This window comes from Stieleria varia (assembly GCF_038443385.1).
Classification (GTDB): domain Bacteria; phylum Planctomycetota; class Planctomycetia; order Pirellulales; family Pirellulaceae; genus Stieleria; species Stieleria varia.
The window spans coordinates 4,187,616-4,205,416 of the sequence record NZ_CP151726.1; the positions used below are offsets into that span (position 1 = coordinate 4,187,616).

General features: G+C 56.2%; 11 protein-coding genes. 5 read left to right on the plus strand and 6 right to left on the minus strand.

Going from position 1 to position 17,801, the window contains the following annotated elements; genetic code table 11:
* Positions 1-8 precede the first annotated feature (8 nt).
* The gene (locus Pla52nx_RS14095) at positions 9-323 is read right to left on the minus strand and encodes a transposase (RefSeq protein ID WP_146521052.1); all 315 of its coding nucleotides are present in this window, start codon (positions 321-323) and stop codon (positions 9-11) included.
* A 925-nt stretch (positions 324-1,248) separates the two neighbouring features.
* Here Pla52nx_RS14095 and Pla52nx_RS14100 point away from each other — a divergent pair.
* Entirely contained in the window at positions 1,249-5,652 is a 4,404-nt protein-coding gene (locus Pla52nx_RS14100) for a DUF4347 domain-containing protein (RefSeq protein WP_146521051.1), read from the plus strand.
* A gap of 6 nt (positions 5,653-5,658) precedes the next feature.
* On the opposite strand, the gene Pla52nx_RS14105 is transcribed toward Pla52nx_RS14100, so the two are convergent.
* Positions 5,659-6,510: a cysteine peptidase family C39 domain-containing protein gene (locus Pla52nx_RS14105; RefSeq protein WP_146521050.1), complete on the minus strand. Its 852-nt coding sequence runs from the start codon at positions 6,508-6,510 to the stop codon at positions 5,659-5,661.
* A 648-nt stretch (positions 6,511-7,158) separates the two neighbouring features.
* Between Pla52nx_RS14105 and Pla52nx_RS14110 the strand changes: the two genes are divergently transcribed.
* The 3 genes from Pla52nx_RS14110 (at position 7,159) to Pla52nx_RS14120 (ending at position 10,233) form a co-directional block, all read left to right on the plus strand.
* Positions 7,159-8,601 carry a sodium:solute symporter family protein gene (locus Pla52nx_RS14110; RefSeq protein WP_146521049.1) on the plus strand — a complete coding sequence of 481 codons (1,443 nt, stop codon included), beginning with the start codon at positions 7,159-7,161 and terminating at the stop codon, positions 8,599-8,601.
* A gap of 217 nt (positions 8,602-8,818) precedes the next feature.
* Positions 8,819-9,439, plus strand: a complete 621-nt coding sequence (locus tag Pla52nx_RS14115; RefSeq protein WP_146521048.1) for a hypothetical protein — start codon at positions 8,819-8,821, stop codon at positions 9,437-9,439.
* Between the two features lie 47 nt (positions 9,440-9,486).
* Entirely contained in the window at positions 9,487-10,233 is a 747-nt protein-coding gene (locus Pla52nx_RS14120; protein ID WP_146521047.1) for a hypothetical protein, read from the plus strand.
* A 138-nt stretch (positions 10,234-10,371) separates the two neighbouring features.
* Here the strand turns inward: Pla52nx_RS14120 and Pla52nx_RS14125 are convergent, their stop codons facing one another.
* The 3 genes from Pla52nx_RS14125 to Pla52nx_RS14135 form a co-directional block, all read right to left on the minus strand.
* Complete coding sequence (locus tag Pla52nx_RS14125; protein ID WP_146521046.1) at positions 10,372-11,967, minus strand: gamma-glutamyl-gamma-aminobutyrate hydrolase family protein; 1,596 nt, start codon at positions 11,965-11,967, stop codon at positions 10,372-10,374.
* Between the two features lie 847 nt (positions 11,968-12,814).
* On the minus strand, positions 12,815-14,416 hold the full coding sequence (locus Pla52nx_RS14130) for a hypothetical protein (RefSeq protein ID WP_342190403.1): 1,602 nt from the start codon (positions 14,414-14,416) through the stop codon (positions 12,815-12,817).
* A gap of 238 nt (positions 14,417-14,654) precedes the next feature.
* A complete protein-coding gene (locus Pla52nx_RS14135; RefSeq protein ID WP_342190425.1) occupies positions 14,655-15,323 on the minus strand; it encodes an FHA domain-containing protein in 669 nt (222 codons plus the stop codon).
* Here Pla52nx_RS14135 and Pla52nx_RS14140 point away from each other — a divergent pair.
* Entirely contained in the window at positions 15,258-15,497 is a 240-nt protein-coding gene (locus Pla52nx_RS14140) for a hypothetical protein (protein WP_231742132.1), read from the plus strand. The genes Pla52nx_RS14135 and Pla52nx_RS14140 overlap by 66 nt on opposite strands.
* Positions 15,498-15,514: 17 nt before the next feature.
* Here Pla52nx_RS14140 and Pla52nx_RS14145 read toward each other — a convergent pair whose 3' ends face one another.
* Entirely contained in the window at positions 15,515-17,770 is a 2,256-nt protein-coding gene (locus tag Pla52nx_RS14145) for a sensor domain-containing diguanylate cyclase/phosphohydrolase (RefSeq protein WP_146521043.1), read from the minus strand.
* Positions 17,771-17,801: the final 31 nt, after the last annotated feature.

Here is a 17,801-nt window from a genome sequence, read left to right on the forward strand (position 1 = left end):
GGCTCCTTTTAGGGTTCCCCAAGTTCTTTTTTTAGCTGAACATGCTCCTGGAGAAGCTCGGCAACCACTTCGTTCTTGAGCTGAATCTTGGCCTCCAACGCCTCGATTTTCTTGTCCTTCGCATCATCTTGCCTCGGCTTTCGCCCAGGTGTGGCGAAGGCTGCCTCTGCATTCTCAAAGAGCTGTTTTTGCCAGGAGTAAACCTGAGTGGGTTGCAGGCCTAGCTCATCGCACAGGTCTGAAATGGGGATTTTGTCGACCAGGTAGCGTTTTACGACAGCAGCTTTTTCCCGGGCGGTAAACGTTCGTCGAGATCGTGTCATCAGTAGGTCCTCCTTTGGACTGTAGAATAACTCGATCACCACACGACTCCAGAATCAACTGAGGCAAAACATGGTGCAAACCAGCTGCAATTAGCATCGCCTGAATCCAATCCACTGCCTCAGCGATTGATCCATCAAAACAAGGATTGAAACTGCAGCGTTGTATCGGGCAAAGAACCTCATGCAAAGCCTGGGCTGTTCAAGATTAGGTGTTGCGGCGCTATGGCGTTCCGCAAGTTTCTGTAACGTCCCTCAACGCCGCTGGGGGAGGAACCGTTGCACATAAGACACAAGGCCGATGGATTGTGTTTAGGCGTATGGTGCTGTTCGTTTTCGACTTGTAAAGTTGAACGATAATCGGCGCTCGACTTTCCAAGTCGACAGCGTGCCCCGCTACGCGTTTTGCCATTTCCAACGATTGACTTGCGCAGACAGGCTCCTTCCTCGCATTTGCCTGAACGGCTCTGCTCGACCTCCCACAGGTTCCCTGGGGGAGGTGACAGTAGACATGACGCGGCTCAGAATCCGACGCCGAGACATCGAGTCAACACCATATATTGAACAGCTCAGGCTACGTCTGGGCTATGTTGCTAAACGCCTTGGGACGTGCGAAAAATGTGTGTCCTATCTTTTTTTCGAAATCACGCGGAGCGGTGATTGCTACGTGGATGTTGCGACGCTTATGTTCCGCACGTCACCCGGCTTTGGGAGAGAAGTTGCGCATGCCAATCCCCGTAAAACCCCAACCTCTTGACGGCCCAGGGCATGCCCGGGGGAAGAGAGATGACTTGTTTCGGGACAAAACCTACGCAAGCCGATGCAAATCGCAATACGGTGCGTCAAAATGTCGGCGAAGTGATGGCGAATTCGAATTAAGCTAGTACACATTTGTGACTCCCTTGATTCGAAACAAGACGACAATTCGATGCGCAGCCGACAGCCGCTTTCCGCTTGGAGATCAACAGAATTAGAACGCCGACTGATGCTGGCGGGCGATGTTTCGATCGCCGTTTCAGAGCCTGCCGCATGTGATACCGGCTCGGTATGTACGACTCCATTAACTGACATACAGACAACTGACATTCACTCGTCCGATCAGGCTCGTGAACTGGTCGTGGTCGCTGCCGATGTTCCCGATTTGGATCAACTGATCGCGTCGATCGGTGGGCGGTATGAACTGGCGGTGCTGGATCCCAGCCGATCTGGCTTTGGACAGCTCGATCAATTGGTTCGACAGCGGACCGGTCTGCAAGCTCTGCATCTGATCACCCACGGAGATGCCGGGCGGTTAGCGATCGGGAATGAAATCGTTTCGGCAGTGGACCTGACAACGCTGGCTGACTCGTTGCGTCAATGGAAAGACTCGTTTGATGCCGATGCGGATATCTTGCTGTATGGATGCAACGTTGGCAAAACGGTGGCCGGTCAAGAGTTCGTCCGCGAGCTTTCACGGCTGACCGGAACCGACGTCGCTGCCTCCGTTGACGCGACAGGCGCGGAGCACATGGGCGGTGATTGGGATCTGGAGTATGCCGTAGGCGTGATCGACACTGCCATTGCCGTCAACGATCGATTCGCCAAGCAGTATGACGGTTTGCTGCCGATTGTCATTTCAGCGGCCGGGCAAACCAACACCGAACAGATTCAGTTGCAGATCAATGGCGAAACGGTAGCGACATTCGACGATCTGGGTGGCGATGCGGCGTTGGGAGAGTTTGTTGATTTGACGTACGCTGCCGACGGAGTCTCTGTTGATTCCATCCGTGTGCTGTTTTCCAACGATCAGGTCGATCCCGTCAGCGGCGATGATCGCAACGTTCGCGTCGACAAGATCACCGTGGACGGCGACGACTACGAAACCGAGTCGCTGCTGGTCTACTCCACCGGAACGTGGCTGCCCAGCGACGGAATCGTTCCAGGGTACCGGGAAAGCGAGTACTTGCACGCAAATGGGTACTTTCAATTCCGCTCCGATGGTTCTCCGGCGGGTTCATTGATCGAAATCGACGCCCGCGGGCAGACGGGCGACGAAGACTTGGAGTTGGTGATCGATGACGAGGTGGTTCAGCGTTGGACCGCGATCGGAACGGAGACCACCACGCTGAGCTTTGTCGCCGGTGAACCTGTTTCGGCGTCGAGCGTCTCGATTCGGTTCAGCAATGATTTCTATGATGTGGATTCCCAAGTCGACAATAACTTGATCGTCGATGCGATCCGTATCGACGGCGAGACCTTTGAGACGGAAGGTGCGGCTGTCTATTCGACCGGTTCATGGTCTGCGGTGGATGGAATTGTTCCTGGGTTTCGCGAAAGCGAGTATCTGAACGCCAATGGAGAACTCCGGTACTTCGATAGCGTTCCTGGTGATGGATCGACGGTAACGATTTTTGCGGCTGGATATCAAGGTGGCGAAGACATGTCGCTGCAGATTGACGGTCGCACCGTGGCTTCATGGAGCAACCTGACCACGCAGTCGGCCGCCTTTTCCGTCGTCAGCGCTCGTCCGATCCAGGCGGATAGTGTCCGCGTTGTGTTCACGAACGATCAGTACGATCCAAACGAAGGAGTCGATGCGAACTTGATCGTCGACCGCATCGAAATCGACGGTGTGGTGTACGAAACAGAATCACCCGATGTTTATTCCACGGGATCGTGGTTGCCGAGCGACGGAATCGTCCCTGGATTTCGTGAGAGCGAGATGCTGAACGTGAACGGCTACTTTCAATTCGCCGGACAAGCCATCGAGGGTGGAGGAGAGTTGAGCATTGAGTCGTTGGTATCGGTCAATGAGGACAGCGGATTCGCGATCATTGAGGTCGTTCGCGGTGGTGATTTAACCGGCAGCGTTTCGGTAGATTTTGCCGTGACCAGTGAGCAGTCTGATGCGTACGAGTTTGGCGCTGTTTCTGGAACATTGCAGTTCGTCAGCGGTCAAGCAATGGGACAGATCGCGGTCCCGTTGGCGGATGACTTGGTTGCGGAGGCCAACAAGTCGTTGATCGTCACGTTGTCCAGCCCCAGTGGTTCCGCGACACTGACGCAGTCGGTTGGGCAAATCAAAATCATCGATGACGACCAGGGTTCGCTGGTTGGTAGAACACTGTTCCAATTCAACGGACACTTGTATGCCCTGACGACCGGGGAGGTCAGTTGGCTGGACGCGCAGGCCGAAGCTGAAGCGATCGGCGGAAACCTGGTCACGATCACAGACCAAGCCGAACAGGACTGGCTGAGAGCGACATTTGGTCCCTCCGAGTTCTGGATCGGCATGAACGACATCGAAACGGAAGGCGACTTTGAATGGGTCAGTGGCGAGGGGGTCACCTTCACCAACTGGTTCCCGGGAGAACCAAGCAGCGTCTCCGGCGACGACTACGCGATCATGAATTTTGATCCGCTGACCGGCGGCTGGAAGAATCTGTCGGAGACGAACACCTATCAAGGAATCATCGAGATCGGATCGTACGTCAATGACGATCCTCCGGTGCCCAATGGATCAGGATTTGTAACGGAAACCATCGTCAGCGGGCTGGTTCAGCCAATCGCGTTTGCCGAAGCCAGTGATGGACGAATCTTCGTCGCTGAAAAGGAAGGCCGAATTAAAGTTGTCCAACACGGCGAAGTGATTAGCACTTTTCTGGACATCAATTTAGAAGTCAACTCGCATCATGACCGGGGGATGCTAGGAATTGCCCTCGACCCAGATTTTTTGAGCAACGGGCACGTCTATGTCCAATACGCTGTTGAGCTCAATCCCGATGAGCCTGACGAAGTCGATTTCTTTACTTCCGCAGGTGGCCGGTTGGTTCGGTACACCGCTTCGGAACTGGATCCCAACGTAGCGGATGAGAGCACTCGGGTGGTGATCCAGGACGATCATCAGACCACACATGCTACCCACTCAGTCGGCGACATCGATTTTGACAACGATGGCAACTTGATCTTCACCTGGGGCGACGGCGGGTTCAATGATGACTTGCGTTTGGGGTCCCAAGATCCCACGTCGCGGCAAGGCAAGTTGTTTCGGATTGATCCGGTGACGTTCGAAGGCGTCCCTGACAATCCGTTCTACGACCCCGATGATCCCAGCAGCATCGCGTCCCGAGTCTGGGCGTTGGGCGTTCGTAATTCATGGAAGCTAACGGTCGATCGACCGACCGGTGATGTCTACATCGGTGAAGTCACTGATGGTGGTCCCGAAGAAATCAACGTCATGCGAGCACAGGGCAACACGGTCCATAACTTTGGTTGGCCCTATTACGAAGGCGACAACCGGACATCCTACGGTGTCGTACCGGTCGACTTTACCTATGACCCGGCGTTCATCCTGTTGGAGCACAGTGAGTCTGGCGGTGGCGACGCGATCCTCGGCGGCGCGGTGTTTCGAGGCGATGCGTATCCAGAACTTTACGATGGTCGTTACTTTTTCGGGAACATCAACCAGGGGATTCTGTACTCGGCGGACGCCGGCGGTAATTTCCAAGCGTTTGGCGAGGCTGGCGACTATCCCGGAATCGTTGACATCCAAATGGGCAGTGATGGAACGCTTTGGATGATGTCGATGCTGACCGGTGGGATCGAACGACTGGTTTACGCTACACCTGGCTCGGGAAATACCGACCCGACCGCACTGGCGACATCCAATCTGACAGCGGGAGTTGAACAGGTCGATGCGTTACTGACGGCATCAGGGTCCGCAGATGGTGACGGCGATCCACTGGTCTATGCCTGGGATTTTGATTCTGACGGGGTGATTGATGCACTTGGTGAATCGGTCGAACACGTTTACAGCACAATCGGACGAAACAACACCACGTTGTTGGTTTCCGACGGACGCGGCGGCACGGATTCACACTTGATTGAGATTGATGTGCTCGAATCTGCGCCAATCCCCAGCAATTTAGCACTCGGGCGACCGACCAGCCAATCCGGTGCGGTCGACGGTGGAATCGGTTCGCGAGCGGTCGATGGAAACACCGACCCTGTGTTTGGCAACGGGTCGGTAACACAGACTTTGCAAACTCGGACTCCGCTGTGGGAAGTCGACTTGGGAGACGAGTACGAGATCGCATCGATCGAGATTGTCAGCGATCCGCTAGGAGACCATGAGCTAGCGAACTTTTGGGTGCTGGTTTCCGCCAACCCATTTAGCAGTGGCAACTTGGACGCTGTACGTAACGATCCTGGAATCTGGGCCTACGAGTTCACCGGCTCGGCAAGTGCACTGGAAAGCATCAGCGTCGGAGCTTTGGGACGCCACGTCAGGATTCAGATGGCGGGAGTCAACGATGTGCTGTCGCTGGTGGAAGTCAGTGTTCTGGAAGCGTGATTCAGATCATCGCCGCGACAGAAAGACAGCGTCACCGGTAAAGCGACTGCGGAACTGTTCATCGCTCCATCGCAGCAATCCGATCGCGGGATCTCCGATGACCCATTGGCCATCCTCGCGAGCGAGCACCACCACCGCGTGCCCTTCGCCACGCGGCCCCAGCAACTGGGTAACGCCTCGCTGTGTTTCGCCATGAGCCAGCGTGATCAATGCGACATTGGGCAGTTGTTTGTTTTCCGACCACATCAGCGGATCCGCATTGGCGACTTTGGCCACGTGATCATGTTTGTCGGCAACCGTCGACAAACCACGATAGAGCCCCAGTGGGGAGGTTCCATGCAGGCTGGTCAGGCATTGGTCGATCATCTCTCGTTCGTCGCTGATAATTTCGTGGCGACTGAGCAACGACGCGGCTGCCGCAGCAGCGCACGTTGCTTCGTGGCTCTGCAGACAAACACCATTGCTCCAGCCTTCGCACTGAACGTCAGGAATCGGCCAAAGAACCGGGCGTGCAACAGGCGTGACCAGATGCCCCAGTGCCATCAGCACAAACAACCCTACCGCTGCGGCACGAAACGGACCACGAAGTCCCGGCGTGCGACTGGCAAGTCCAGCGGTGAACGCAAGCAGAATTGGCAAAACGTTGGACCAGCAAACGATGTCCGCGACGGGCAACGCACTCGCCCAGACCAAATCATGAGCCATCGTCCACGCAAAGAGCAGGGACAGGCCGAGCGTCTCGACAAACAGCCATGGTCTCCCTTTCGCGACCGTGGCTCCCAGGTGCCTGCCAGCGATGTAACTCAAGACCCCGAGCACTCCGATCGCGGTGACCGCAAAGAGCAACTCAAAGGTCATGTCAAGGCTCCTGGTGGGAAACACTTTGCCAGACCGCGTCAAACACGGAGAATAACGCCGTCTACGTCATATTAAGTTATCGTTAAGTTGTGAGCCAATGTCTATTTCGGCAAAAAAACATCGCAAAGTCGCCAATATTTCAAAAAATTGCTTCAGAGAGTCTTCACGTATGCAATTTTGGTGCCGTGCATCGAGAGAATGATGCGTGAGACGGTGATGCGTGAGACAATGGTCTGGGAGGCAATGGTCTGGGAGATTCGGCACAACGTTCCGAGCCCTAACCCGGATTATTCACGCTGGACCACTACAGTCTTCGCAACACGTTTGAGCGAAACGTCTTGCGTGGATTGGTGCGAAAACAGTCGGCGCAAATCAGCCGCCACGCGATAGCGTCCGGTTCTCAAGCCAGTAATCGAGAACCGGACGCAGTCCCCGATTGTTCATAACCCGACGCGTAAGCGAGGGATACTCGGTAGATCCCTCGCTTACGCGTCGGGTTATGAAAAACAATCTGCATTTCCCAACGATGTCACAACTCATTGTCAAGAATCTGTTTGCGCTAAAATCAATCATCCGCATGAATAATCCGGGCTATCGCGTTGCGGCTGATGAATGATCCGGACTCAGGCTTTCACATGGCTGGCTTGTATGGAAATCGAACCATCACTGAAGTGGTTGCTGGGCGTCTGTATCGTCATCTATCTCATCGTGATGTACGTGCTGGGCGTCATTGCCGGGCGAAAAATTCACGACGTCGATGATTTTCTCGTTGCCGGGCGCAAATTGCCGCTCTCTCTGGCGTGGATGACGCTGCTGGCAACTTGGTTTGGAGCCGGCACGATGCTGACGGCGGCGGATGAAGTAAGAGCGGGAGGATTGCAACGCGCGGCGCTGGACCCATTGGGAGCTGGTACGTGCTTGATTCTGGCGGCACTCTTTGTCGCCGGACCGATGTGGCGAATGAACTTGTTGACCGTGCCGGATTTCTTTCGACGAAAATTTGGTCCCACTGCTGAGTTGATTTCGTCGCTAATCATGGTCCCCAGTTACTTTGGCTGGATCGCCGCTCAGTTCACCGCGTTGGCTGCCGTGTTGAACCTGTTCTTTGATATTCCGCTGGTATGGGGAATCGCTTTGGTCGCGATCGTCGGCACCGGCTACACATTGATGGGCGGCATGTGGTCCGTCACCATGACGGACGCGGTTCAGATCTCGCTCGTGCTGATCGGATTATTGGTCCTGGGGACCGTCGTGCTGAGTGAGTTGGGCGGCGGCAGCCCGTGGGGCGGATTGATGCGTGTCGGGCAAGAAACTGATCCGCAGCGTTTGGTTTTGATTCCCCGTTCTTCGCTGAGTGAGTTAGTGGGTTGGCTGGGCGTCTTTGTCATTGGTGCATTGGGAAATTTGCCAGGGCAAGATCTGATGCAACGCGTGTTCTCATCGAACTCCCAGCGTACCGCCAAGCGAGCATGCTTCGTCGCGGGCGTCATGTACTTGCTGTTCGGAGCGATCCCGCTGTTGCTCGCGTTGGCAGGAAATCTGATTTTTCCTGGTGACGCGGAGTTGAACATCCTGCCCGCACTGGCGCATTCGTTTTTACACCCCGTCGTCGCGGTGATCTTTGTCGTTGCGTTGCTCTCGGCGATCCTGTCCACGATTGACAGCGCGATCCTCTCCCCAGCGAGCGTCTTGGCGCAGAATCTGTTTCCCCGATGCGGTGATTTTGATCCTCTGCGCAGCAATCGATTCGCCGTGTTGCTGGTCTCGGTGTGCAGCGTCGTGCTGGCGTATGTGGGAGAGAGTGCGTATGAGTTGCTGGAGGAAGCCTATCTGCTAACGCTCGTGGGTCTGTTTGTCCCCATGATGATCGGACTGTACAGCATCCCCAAGAACTCTGCCGCTGCCATCGCCAGCATGTTGGTCGGTACGGGACTATGGGCCATCCATTTCGTGATGGGCTGGGAATCCTTCTTGCAACCTTGGACGACGATGACGGTACCGCTTTCGATCGCGGCTACTCTCGGTGCGTTGCTCGCATATGCCGCATTCGATCCTCCCTGGCGAACGGTTTGGGCACGTACGAACGCTTGATTGCTGTCCGAGCTGATTCCGGTTCGTCATCCCATTGATCGGAATAAAGCGAACAATCGCGTTGTCCGCTAGAGATTGCCACGACGTTGCGAAAAAGCAACACGTGTTGCGTTTACGCAACATCGCTTCCGTAATCCGGTCCTACTGTTGGGTGAATGCTGTCGATCGGTCGGTCGACGGACACCCGAGTTGCGATTCCTGATCATTGGAGAGTCTGATGAGAATAGATGTAGCGCTGTTCTCTGTCTTGTCGCCCATAGTATTGTTTGCGCAGTTGATAACGCTCTCTGGGACGGCGTCCGCGCAGACGGTTGGTCTGCCCAATCACGGCGTTTGTCTTCCACAGCACAACGTTGTGCCCCACACTCAGATGAACCCCCTGTTCTGTTTGCCCGTTTTACCGGTCGAGCAAAACCCATTCTTGAATTGTCCGATCGAGACGTTCCCTTGCCCGCCCCTGATGACCGGGCCTCGATCGATCCTCCCAGGACGTGGTTATCCTGACGACTGCACCGCCACACCAACATGTCCGCCACCACCGCCGGAATGCAAGACATGCGGCTGCACCAGCTGCAAATCGGTCGAGGTTGAGCGAGTCCGAATCGTTGAATATCAGAGCGTTGTTCCGTTGGACGAGTGGGAAGTCGAAGAGTACACGGTGCCGTTCTGCGAAACACAGTGCGATGACAATGGCGTCTGTACCGAGAAAGTCGGGACCAGAACCGTCAAACGACTGGTGAAGCGAACGAAATTACAACACGTCACGCTCACGAAACCTGAGATCTACCGAGAAACCGTCAATCTGTGCGTGACTTGTGAAGTCGCCGTCAAGAAATGACCTCAACGAAATGACCGCGTTGGCCCCAAGCATTTTGAACCAGACCCATGAAATACTTTCTCATTCTCCCCGTGTTTGCCGCGGTGCTGTTGTCCGGTTTGGTGGAATCCGACGAACAATCAAGCCCCGCCGCACCGCTTGATTGCGTCGCGACCGTCGCCCCGTTGGTTGAACAGGCAGAAAACAACGCCATTGAAGCCCGATTGGCCAGCACGTGGACACGACAACCAGAGCCGATGAAGTTCAATGTCGTGCAAGAACCGCCTGAAAGCTCGCCATCGGATGACACTGTCGAATCACTCCGTCCGGCTGTTCAAGCGAGCACCAATGGTTGCGACTGCGTCGACTGCAAGACCACCGTTTTACATCCCGTTGTGACTTGGGAATGGAGGACGGCGACTTTGGTGGCCGAAGTCTATGAGCCAGTTGAAACCGCGGAGCAGTACTGCGAGTGCATCGAGAACAACGGCGTTTGCGAAACCACAGTCGGCGTCAAGAATGTTCGCAAGTACGTCAAACGAATTCGCAAATGGAATCAGCGGTATCGGTACCCGGTCATCAAATATGTCAACGCCGAGGTTCCTGTGCGTTGCGGTAAAGTCGTTCCAGGATGTCCGAGCGTGCCATTGCCACCGGTCCCAGGGAACGCGTTGCTGGATGTCCCAGCCGATCCTGCTGTTCGATGGGTCATTGATTCTGCGCCGCCAGTCAACGATGCCAATCAGGACGTCTTTCTTGAGTATCACCACGACTACCAAGGCTTTGATTACAACGCCATCCAAGATGTTCGTTGATCTGGAATGCCCGTGTGTTGCCAAATGTTTGGTGGTGCCGTGTGCTTTGAGCCGCTGGCCGTCAAGGCCACGGGTATTGGACGGTGTGCGTGTCGTTTGAAGTTGCAAAGACCCGGCCGCTGACGCGTCGCGGCGCACTCAATCAACAGCCTCTGTGACTTTTTCTGACAAAGGTGACTTGGGGAGATAGTCGGTGGCAAATGCGGTGATCGCAGTTGCCAACTTTTCGGCGGTCGGCTCGAGCATGGATTTGGTTCGGAGTCTACCACCGAGTTCCAATTGAATTGCGTCCACACTGCCTTCTTCTTGGCTGCCGTGAGTGACCACGATGTAGCCACCGTCGAATGCATCGTGCTCCCGTTCGGTCGAGTCGACTTCAGGGACGATCGTCAATCCGGTCTTCGCCAACTGGCCGAACAAACTTGTCTCGCCGATCAATGCCTGTTCGCCAAATCGGCTTGTCAGATTGCGAGTGGTTTTACCGTTTTGTGTACCGCGAAAGATCGCGACGGGATCGGCTGCTTGTCCATGAATGTCCAACAGCAGCCCGTGTCCCCAACGCTCGATGATCTCTCGACGAGCGTCCGAAATCGCTTGATGATAGGCGTCGTATGCGAGACGTGCATTATCGGATTCATATGCCCACTGAGCGCGCCGATTGACGTCGAGATACTTGCGATGAAATCGGGCAATGACGACATACGGTCGTTTGCCGAGTTGGCGTTGCAGTTCGTCGGCGAGTTTCTCGGTCAGTCGATCCGTGTTCGAATCCGCGACATTGACAAACTTTTTTGACCCGACACCGAGACGTTCGGGAACGTCTGGGATGCTATTTCGTCCGCCGTGGGGTGCCGACAGGATGATGGGCAACTCTCCGGTTTCGACATGGATGAGCGGATTGCTGGACGGTTGCTTTTCCGCGTTTGTCACACACGCATCAATGAATGCCGTGAACAATTTTCTCTGCAAATCGCTCTCGGGCATTTTCTCCGGATGCCATTGAACGCCCAGTAGAAAGCGGTTGGGATCGGTGGATTCAGTTGCTTCCACAATACCATCGGGACTTTTTGCGACAATCCGCAGACCATTGCCCAGCCGAGCGACAGCCTGATGGTGAAACGAGTTCACTTCGAATCGTGTTTCGCCAAAGATGTTGGCCAGTCGCGAGTCCGGTTCGAGGCGCACCATGTGAGTCACACCGCGATGATTCACATTGAAGGCTGACGGGATGTCTTGGTGAAGCGAGCCGCCGTGAGAAACATTGATCCATTGGCTGCCAAGACAGATGCCGAGCAAAGGTTTGTCCGATCGATTCACCCACGCGTCGAGAAGCGATTTTTCGAATCTGTATCGATCATCGCCCAGTAGGTTCACCGTCGGGTGCGGCTGCTCACCGTACTCTGACGGTGGAATGTCGGGACCGCCTGGCATCAGCAAGCCGTCGAGTTGCTCCAGGTAGCCGTTGATTCGGATTTCATTGCTGTCCGTGCAGGGCAGTACGACCGGGATGCCGCCTGAACTGCGGATCGCGTGAAGGTAGGTTTCACCGGCAAGGCTGGCGATTCCGATCAGTGGCTTGCGTGTCTCCGCTGACTCGCTTTTCTGTTGCGAGAGTTTGTCAGGCCGCGTGTCCTGGGCTGACAGGAGGCAATACGATGTGTGGAGGCCCGTGCCCATGGTTATCCACAGGGCTGCCAGGATACCAACGAGCAGAGAGACGGATAGACGCTTCATCGTTTAGGCAAGACTTGTATGGGGGCAACGGCGGAAAATGACAGGAAGGGATACGCAACATTGTAACGTGTGGGCCGACTCGGCCGGACGGCTCTGGTTTGAGCCCGGAGAGCGCTGGTTTGAGCCTGGAGTACTCCAGCTTCAGCGGTCGGGCGCGATAACACACTCCTAGTGCATCGTCCAGTCTTAGAACGTGGGTTCGGTAGATGAGCCGTTTTGGCGTTAGCCACGGTTTTCGTGACACAACCGTGGCTAACGCCAAAACGGCTAACCCCAAAATCAAGACCGGACGATGCACTAGCCAGGATTATTCATCAGCCGCTGATGCGATAGCGTCCGGTTCCCGTGTATAGGTGCAAGAACCGGACGCTAACGCGTGGCGGCTGATGTGCGCAGACTGTTTTCGTGCGCATCCGCGCAAGCCGTTTCACGCAAACGTGTTGCGATGACTCTCGTGAGTCGAGTGAATATTCCGGGCTAGCGCTGGGCTGTTCAAAATTTGGGGTTGTGGCACTATGCCGCCCCGCAAGTTTCTATCACCTCTCCCGGCGCAGCTGGTGGCCCCCAGTGAGCCTCAGGCGCTAGCCGTGGGCCTGAGGCTCTCCCGGGGCGCAGCTGGTGGTCCCCAGTGAGCCTCAGACGCTAGCCGTGGGCCTGAGGCGGATTGTGGTGCCGGCCCACGGCTAGCGCCTGAGGCGGATTGTGGTGCCGGCCCATGGCTAGCGCCTGAGGCGGATTGTGGTGCCGGCCCACGGCTAGCGCCTGAGGCTCACTCTGATTGCGATGCGTGGGACAAGAACATGGCCTGAGAAAACAATGTCAACAACAAACTTTGAACAGCCCGGCACTAGAGCGGAAATTCGGCCGGTTTGGCGTACATCGGCAGGTGTCGGTAGTAGACTTCCAACGTCAACGTGCACATCGCGGTGGTGTAGAGTCGTCCGCCGATGTCTCCCCACTTGTCTTTGAAGTGCCAGCTGCCGGCTTCGTGTCCCTGGGTCGCTTGCGTGCGAACCAAGTGGTCGCGAAGTTTGGCGTTCCACTGGTCCCAGTCGCGATGACGCCAGTGGTGCAAGGCCATGGTGGCGTAGTAATCGTGATAGACGTTCGTGAGTGTCGGTCCTCGCTGAGCCAGCTCATCGATCGCGTCGTCAAACGGAGAGTAGCCAGGTGTTTGCCCGAGGTACATCAACAGCGTCAGCGCGATCGCGGTGGTCGTCAGTTCGGGATCCGGTTTTTGGTAACCGAACGAGTAATTCTTTTCAGATTTCACGCCCATCAAAAACGCTTTCGCGTTGGGCAGTGTGTTGGTGCGCAAGTTGATGCCGGCGCGTTTTGCACCGACCAACGACAGAACTTGCCAACCCGTCAGCGTCGTGTCGCCGGGTTGGCCGGGAACGTATCCCCATGAACCGTTGGGATGTTGTGCGACGGAGGTAAAGAAGGCGCCTTTCTCGACAAGATGCATCAAGTCGGAATCGAATTCACCATCGTTCGCCGTCATCGACAAGGCTTCCGCGAGCGCCATCACTGCGATGCCGTGCCCGTACATGCTGCCCTGTTGCCAGTCGTAACCGAACTCGCTTTCGGCTGCGGCACTACGCAGGTAGTAGATCCCGCGTTTGACCGTGTCTGTGTATGGGCCGGTTTGATGCGTGTATCCGGCACCGAGAAAGGCCAGCAGCGCCAAGCCGGTTGCGCCGGTCGATGGCGTCGGAGTGTCGTCGGCATGCTTGGAATGCGTGCAGCGACCGTTGCATGGATCCAGATCCAGGTTGAAGGACCAGCTGCCATTTGGGCGTTGATGTTCGGCGAGCCAACGGAGTGCTTTCTCCACCGCTGCTTCGCTCGCACCGGACGCGCCGTACAGATCGCCGTACTTCTTGCGTCCCTCTGGAGTGCGTCCGCCCAAGCCACCGCCGGGCAGCAGCGTCAAATGATTCACCGCATTGGCATCGCCACCACTGAGCATCAGCGAGGCAACGCTGGGATCAATGGGTACAGCGTTCGGTGTGGTCGTGATGGACTTGGCAACCAAGTTGGTATCGTTGGGAGTGAGATCAAGCTGAACCGGCCTGTCGGCTTGATCTGCCACGCGGTTCACATCGTTGGTGTCGAGCTGTACCGTTTCGATCTGAACGTAATTGTCGGCATCTGATTCGGCAGTGGAGCCGTCCAGTGAGATCCCGTCGTTGGTGCCACGTTGGCCATAGGTCCACAGGGCCAGCAGCAACATCACCAGAGTGTGGACAATGGTACTGATCAGCCAGGCGTAGGAACGCCAACTTGCCGTCGAGGTCGTGGGGGCATCGATCGCGTCGAGCAGTGGGATATCGTTGGTAATGCTTTCCGCAACGTTGCTTAGCGAGGTGTCTCGTGAATTGGTGAAAGATTCCTGCAGCTTTGTCACATTGTTTTCTGTCGACCGCGCAGCAACATCGGTAGCCACCGGAGGCGGCGTGGTAGAGGGTGCGGCAGTCCCACGCGAGGGTTCGACCGAACGCAGCACGTGCGTCGGCAAGGACGGCTGTACCGGTTCGGAATGGCATCGAGGGGGAGCCGCCACGAACGAACGATCGTCATCGTTGGGTTTCAGGAGACTGCTCACAACGGGGAGTTGGACCATGATCCAGTATAGCTCGCCCGTAAAAATGCCGATTTCGCGAGCGATCCCGTTGCGATTGCTCTTACTTGAACAAGTTTCGCAGCGCGTTTTCCGCAGCGGCTTGAGAATCCTTGGGGCCTTTGGGCCTCAAGTGTTCGGGCAACTTTGTATGACCCGTTGAGTGGAGGTCCGGTTCTGGTTTGGATTTCGAGTCCGGTTCGGATTTCGAGTCCAGCTTTGCACCTGGTAACTGATGCGGCGTGTCCGTCTGCATCGCTGCTGCCTGACCGACTGGTTCTATCGTTTCAGGGGTGTCCTCGTTGTCACCGATTGGCAACTCATCCGAGATGGTGGACATGTTTGCGGGGTGATCCGCGACCGTTTGCGGGACGTGGAGTTCTGAGGCGAGGCGATCCAGCTCATTGAGCAGGTCTGATCCGTGGATCGTCTCGGTGTCTGGGGGAGCAGGTGTCCTGCCGTCAGCGGGTTCCAGCTCCGAAACAGGTTTGCCCGATTCCGCGTCGCGGATCGACGTGCGGAATGCGTGTTTGCCGACTTGGATGATACTGTGGTGAAACAGTTGGTAATCGACCTCAGCCGTGAGAGCCTTTTTGTTGACAAACGTTTGGTTTCGGCTGGAGAGATCGCGAATGAGGACTCTGTCGCCGTCGACACGAATCATGCAGTGTTTGCGACTTACACGGCTATCGGCGATGGCAACCTCGCAATCGGGGGCTCGACCGATAACGATTTGCGCACCGTCGACCGGAACGCGTTGGCCACGTTGTTCACCGTTGAGTCTGAGGAGCTGAAGTCGAATCAAGGGCTCGACGCGGTCAGAGAAGAAGAAGAGATGCAGCTACACGTGGAGCTGTTGACTTCCCGCATCGTAGGGCAAGCAGATGAAGATTTGACCAGCATCTGACGCTTGAATCATTTTGATTACGTTAAGTCTGTCGACTGGCTGCGCCGCAATACTTCGCCCATCAGATAGCTTCTCAAGCTTGCGACCACTTGTTGGGAGCAAGCCTCCAGCTCTCGACGTCGACGATCGCGGTTGCGAATGGGTTTCATCTCGACGTGAACTTTCGTGTTCGTCCCTGGCTGCATCTTTTTGAGCAGTTGCTCCTCTGGTTGGGGGTTGCTGAGCGTCAGTTTGACGTGCATCGCGATTTGCGAGTCAATGCGTCGTCGACCGCCGATGGTGCAAGTGGCGGTCAGTTTGAGCGAGAGTTGGTTTTCGCTCACGTTGATGATTTCAGCGTCATGGTCGGCGATGAAACCACGCAGCTTTTCAATGGCTAGGTCGATGGGAACGGGGGTCAAGATGTCGACTTGATCGATCGAGTTCTTTGCACCGCCGGTAAACCAGCTCAACCATGAATGTTTGCTTGAGTCGTCATCGGAGATCTCGGACATCTTGCCAAGTCCCAATTGGACGACGCGATTGCGACCGTTGTCTTTGGCTTTTAGCAACGCACGATCGGCACGGGCCAGGACGGTTTCCGGGGAGTCGCCGGACTGGAATTCGGTGACACCAAAACTTGCCGTCAGCTGTTCGCCGCCCAGGCTTGGGATTGGCATATGCTCCAGTGCGATACGCAACGCTTCGGCCCGCTTAGCTGCGGTGGAGTTGTCACAATTGGCAGCGAGCAGGCAGAACTCTTCGCCGCCGTATCGGGCAACGAGATCACCGTCACGACTGTGGCTTGCCAGTACCGACGCGAATGTCTTGAGTGCTTCGTCGCCCGCCGGGTGACCATGAACATCATTGATTCGTTTGAAGTGATCGATATCGCAGATGACGAGCGAGAACGTCGGTCCGCCGGCCGATGTGATCGCGGTCAGTTCATCCAGTGTGGCGTCGAAGTGTGCTCGATTGGCGACGTTGGTCAAGCCATCAGTCTTCGTCTGTTGATCGAGCGACTCAAGTCGTTTCTGCAGGTGTTCGCGATCGGAAAGATCGTGGACGACGATCACGGTGCCCAAGGTACCCGGAACATCCCCGCGAACCGGTGAGACTTCTACGTGCACGGGAATGATTTCTTCGCCGGGTTGTTCGATCAGCATCGGGCGCTTGACAGAGCCCGACGATTGAAAGCACTGCTTCAACGGGCAAAGCTGTTCCGTATCCTCGTCTCGGTCCGCATCGCGAAGACCGATAGCGCTGATGGACCATTGGCGGCCCAGCATCGCGTCAGCGGAGACACCTGTCATACTGGCCAAGGCATCGTTCCACTCGGTCACGTTGCCTTCCGCATCGGTGAATGCGACGCCGTCTTTGAGAGTGTGGAGGAGTTGTTTGTTGAAGTGAGTCTCACGACGCAGGACCGTTCCCTGGCCTGATTTGGATGACGAGTCCGTTCGGTCGGCGTTGCCGGTCCAGAAACCTTGAGATGTTCCTGGGCGCAGTTGTTGCAACCAGCGGTTGACCACGACTCCCTGCAGCATCTCGGGGTGATCCTCCAGCATGCGTCCAAAGTCGGCGACCAAGCGAGCGTCGAACTGACCTCCGCTGCCACGCACGAGTTCCACGATCGCGCGATCGCGACTCAAGGCGGGACGATAAACATGCTCCGTCGTCATCGCGTCGAACGCGTTTACGATCGCCAGCATGCGTGATCCCAGAGGCAACGCGTCGCCCCGGGGGCCTTCGCCATGTCGTCGGCTTTCGTACCATGTGTTTCCGTAGCGGATGATGTCCAGCAGTTCTTGGTCGGACGTGCAACCGGCCAAGATTTGGCAGCCCATTTCGGGGCACAAGTCCATCATCAATTGCTCATCGACCGTCAGCTTGCCTGGTTTACGCAGAACTCGGTCGGGGATCCCGATCTTGCCGATATCGTGCAGCAGCGCGGCGACTTCGATTCGGTCCCGTTGATCGCCCGCGAGTCCCAAGCGTTCCGCCCACCCGCTGCAGAACAAGGCGACGCGGAGGCTGTGTGCCGCCGTTGCCGGATGCTTGGTTCGGAGCGAATAGAAGAGTGATGTCGCCATTCCCAGGCGAACGACGGCGAGCTGGTTTTCGACCTTTGCCTCAGACTGTCCAGCTCGAGATTGAGACGGCCCGTGACTATCGTCTTGGAGTTGCGCCAGCAGAGAATGGACGTGTTGATGCCCCGCCTCGGCGTCCACAAAAAGGTTGCTCTCGGGCGTCGCGGTTGGGATCGGTCCCATGGGTGCGTTGCTATCGATCATGCGAGTCGTGAGAAGTTGGCGGTCTGGGTGG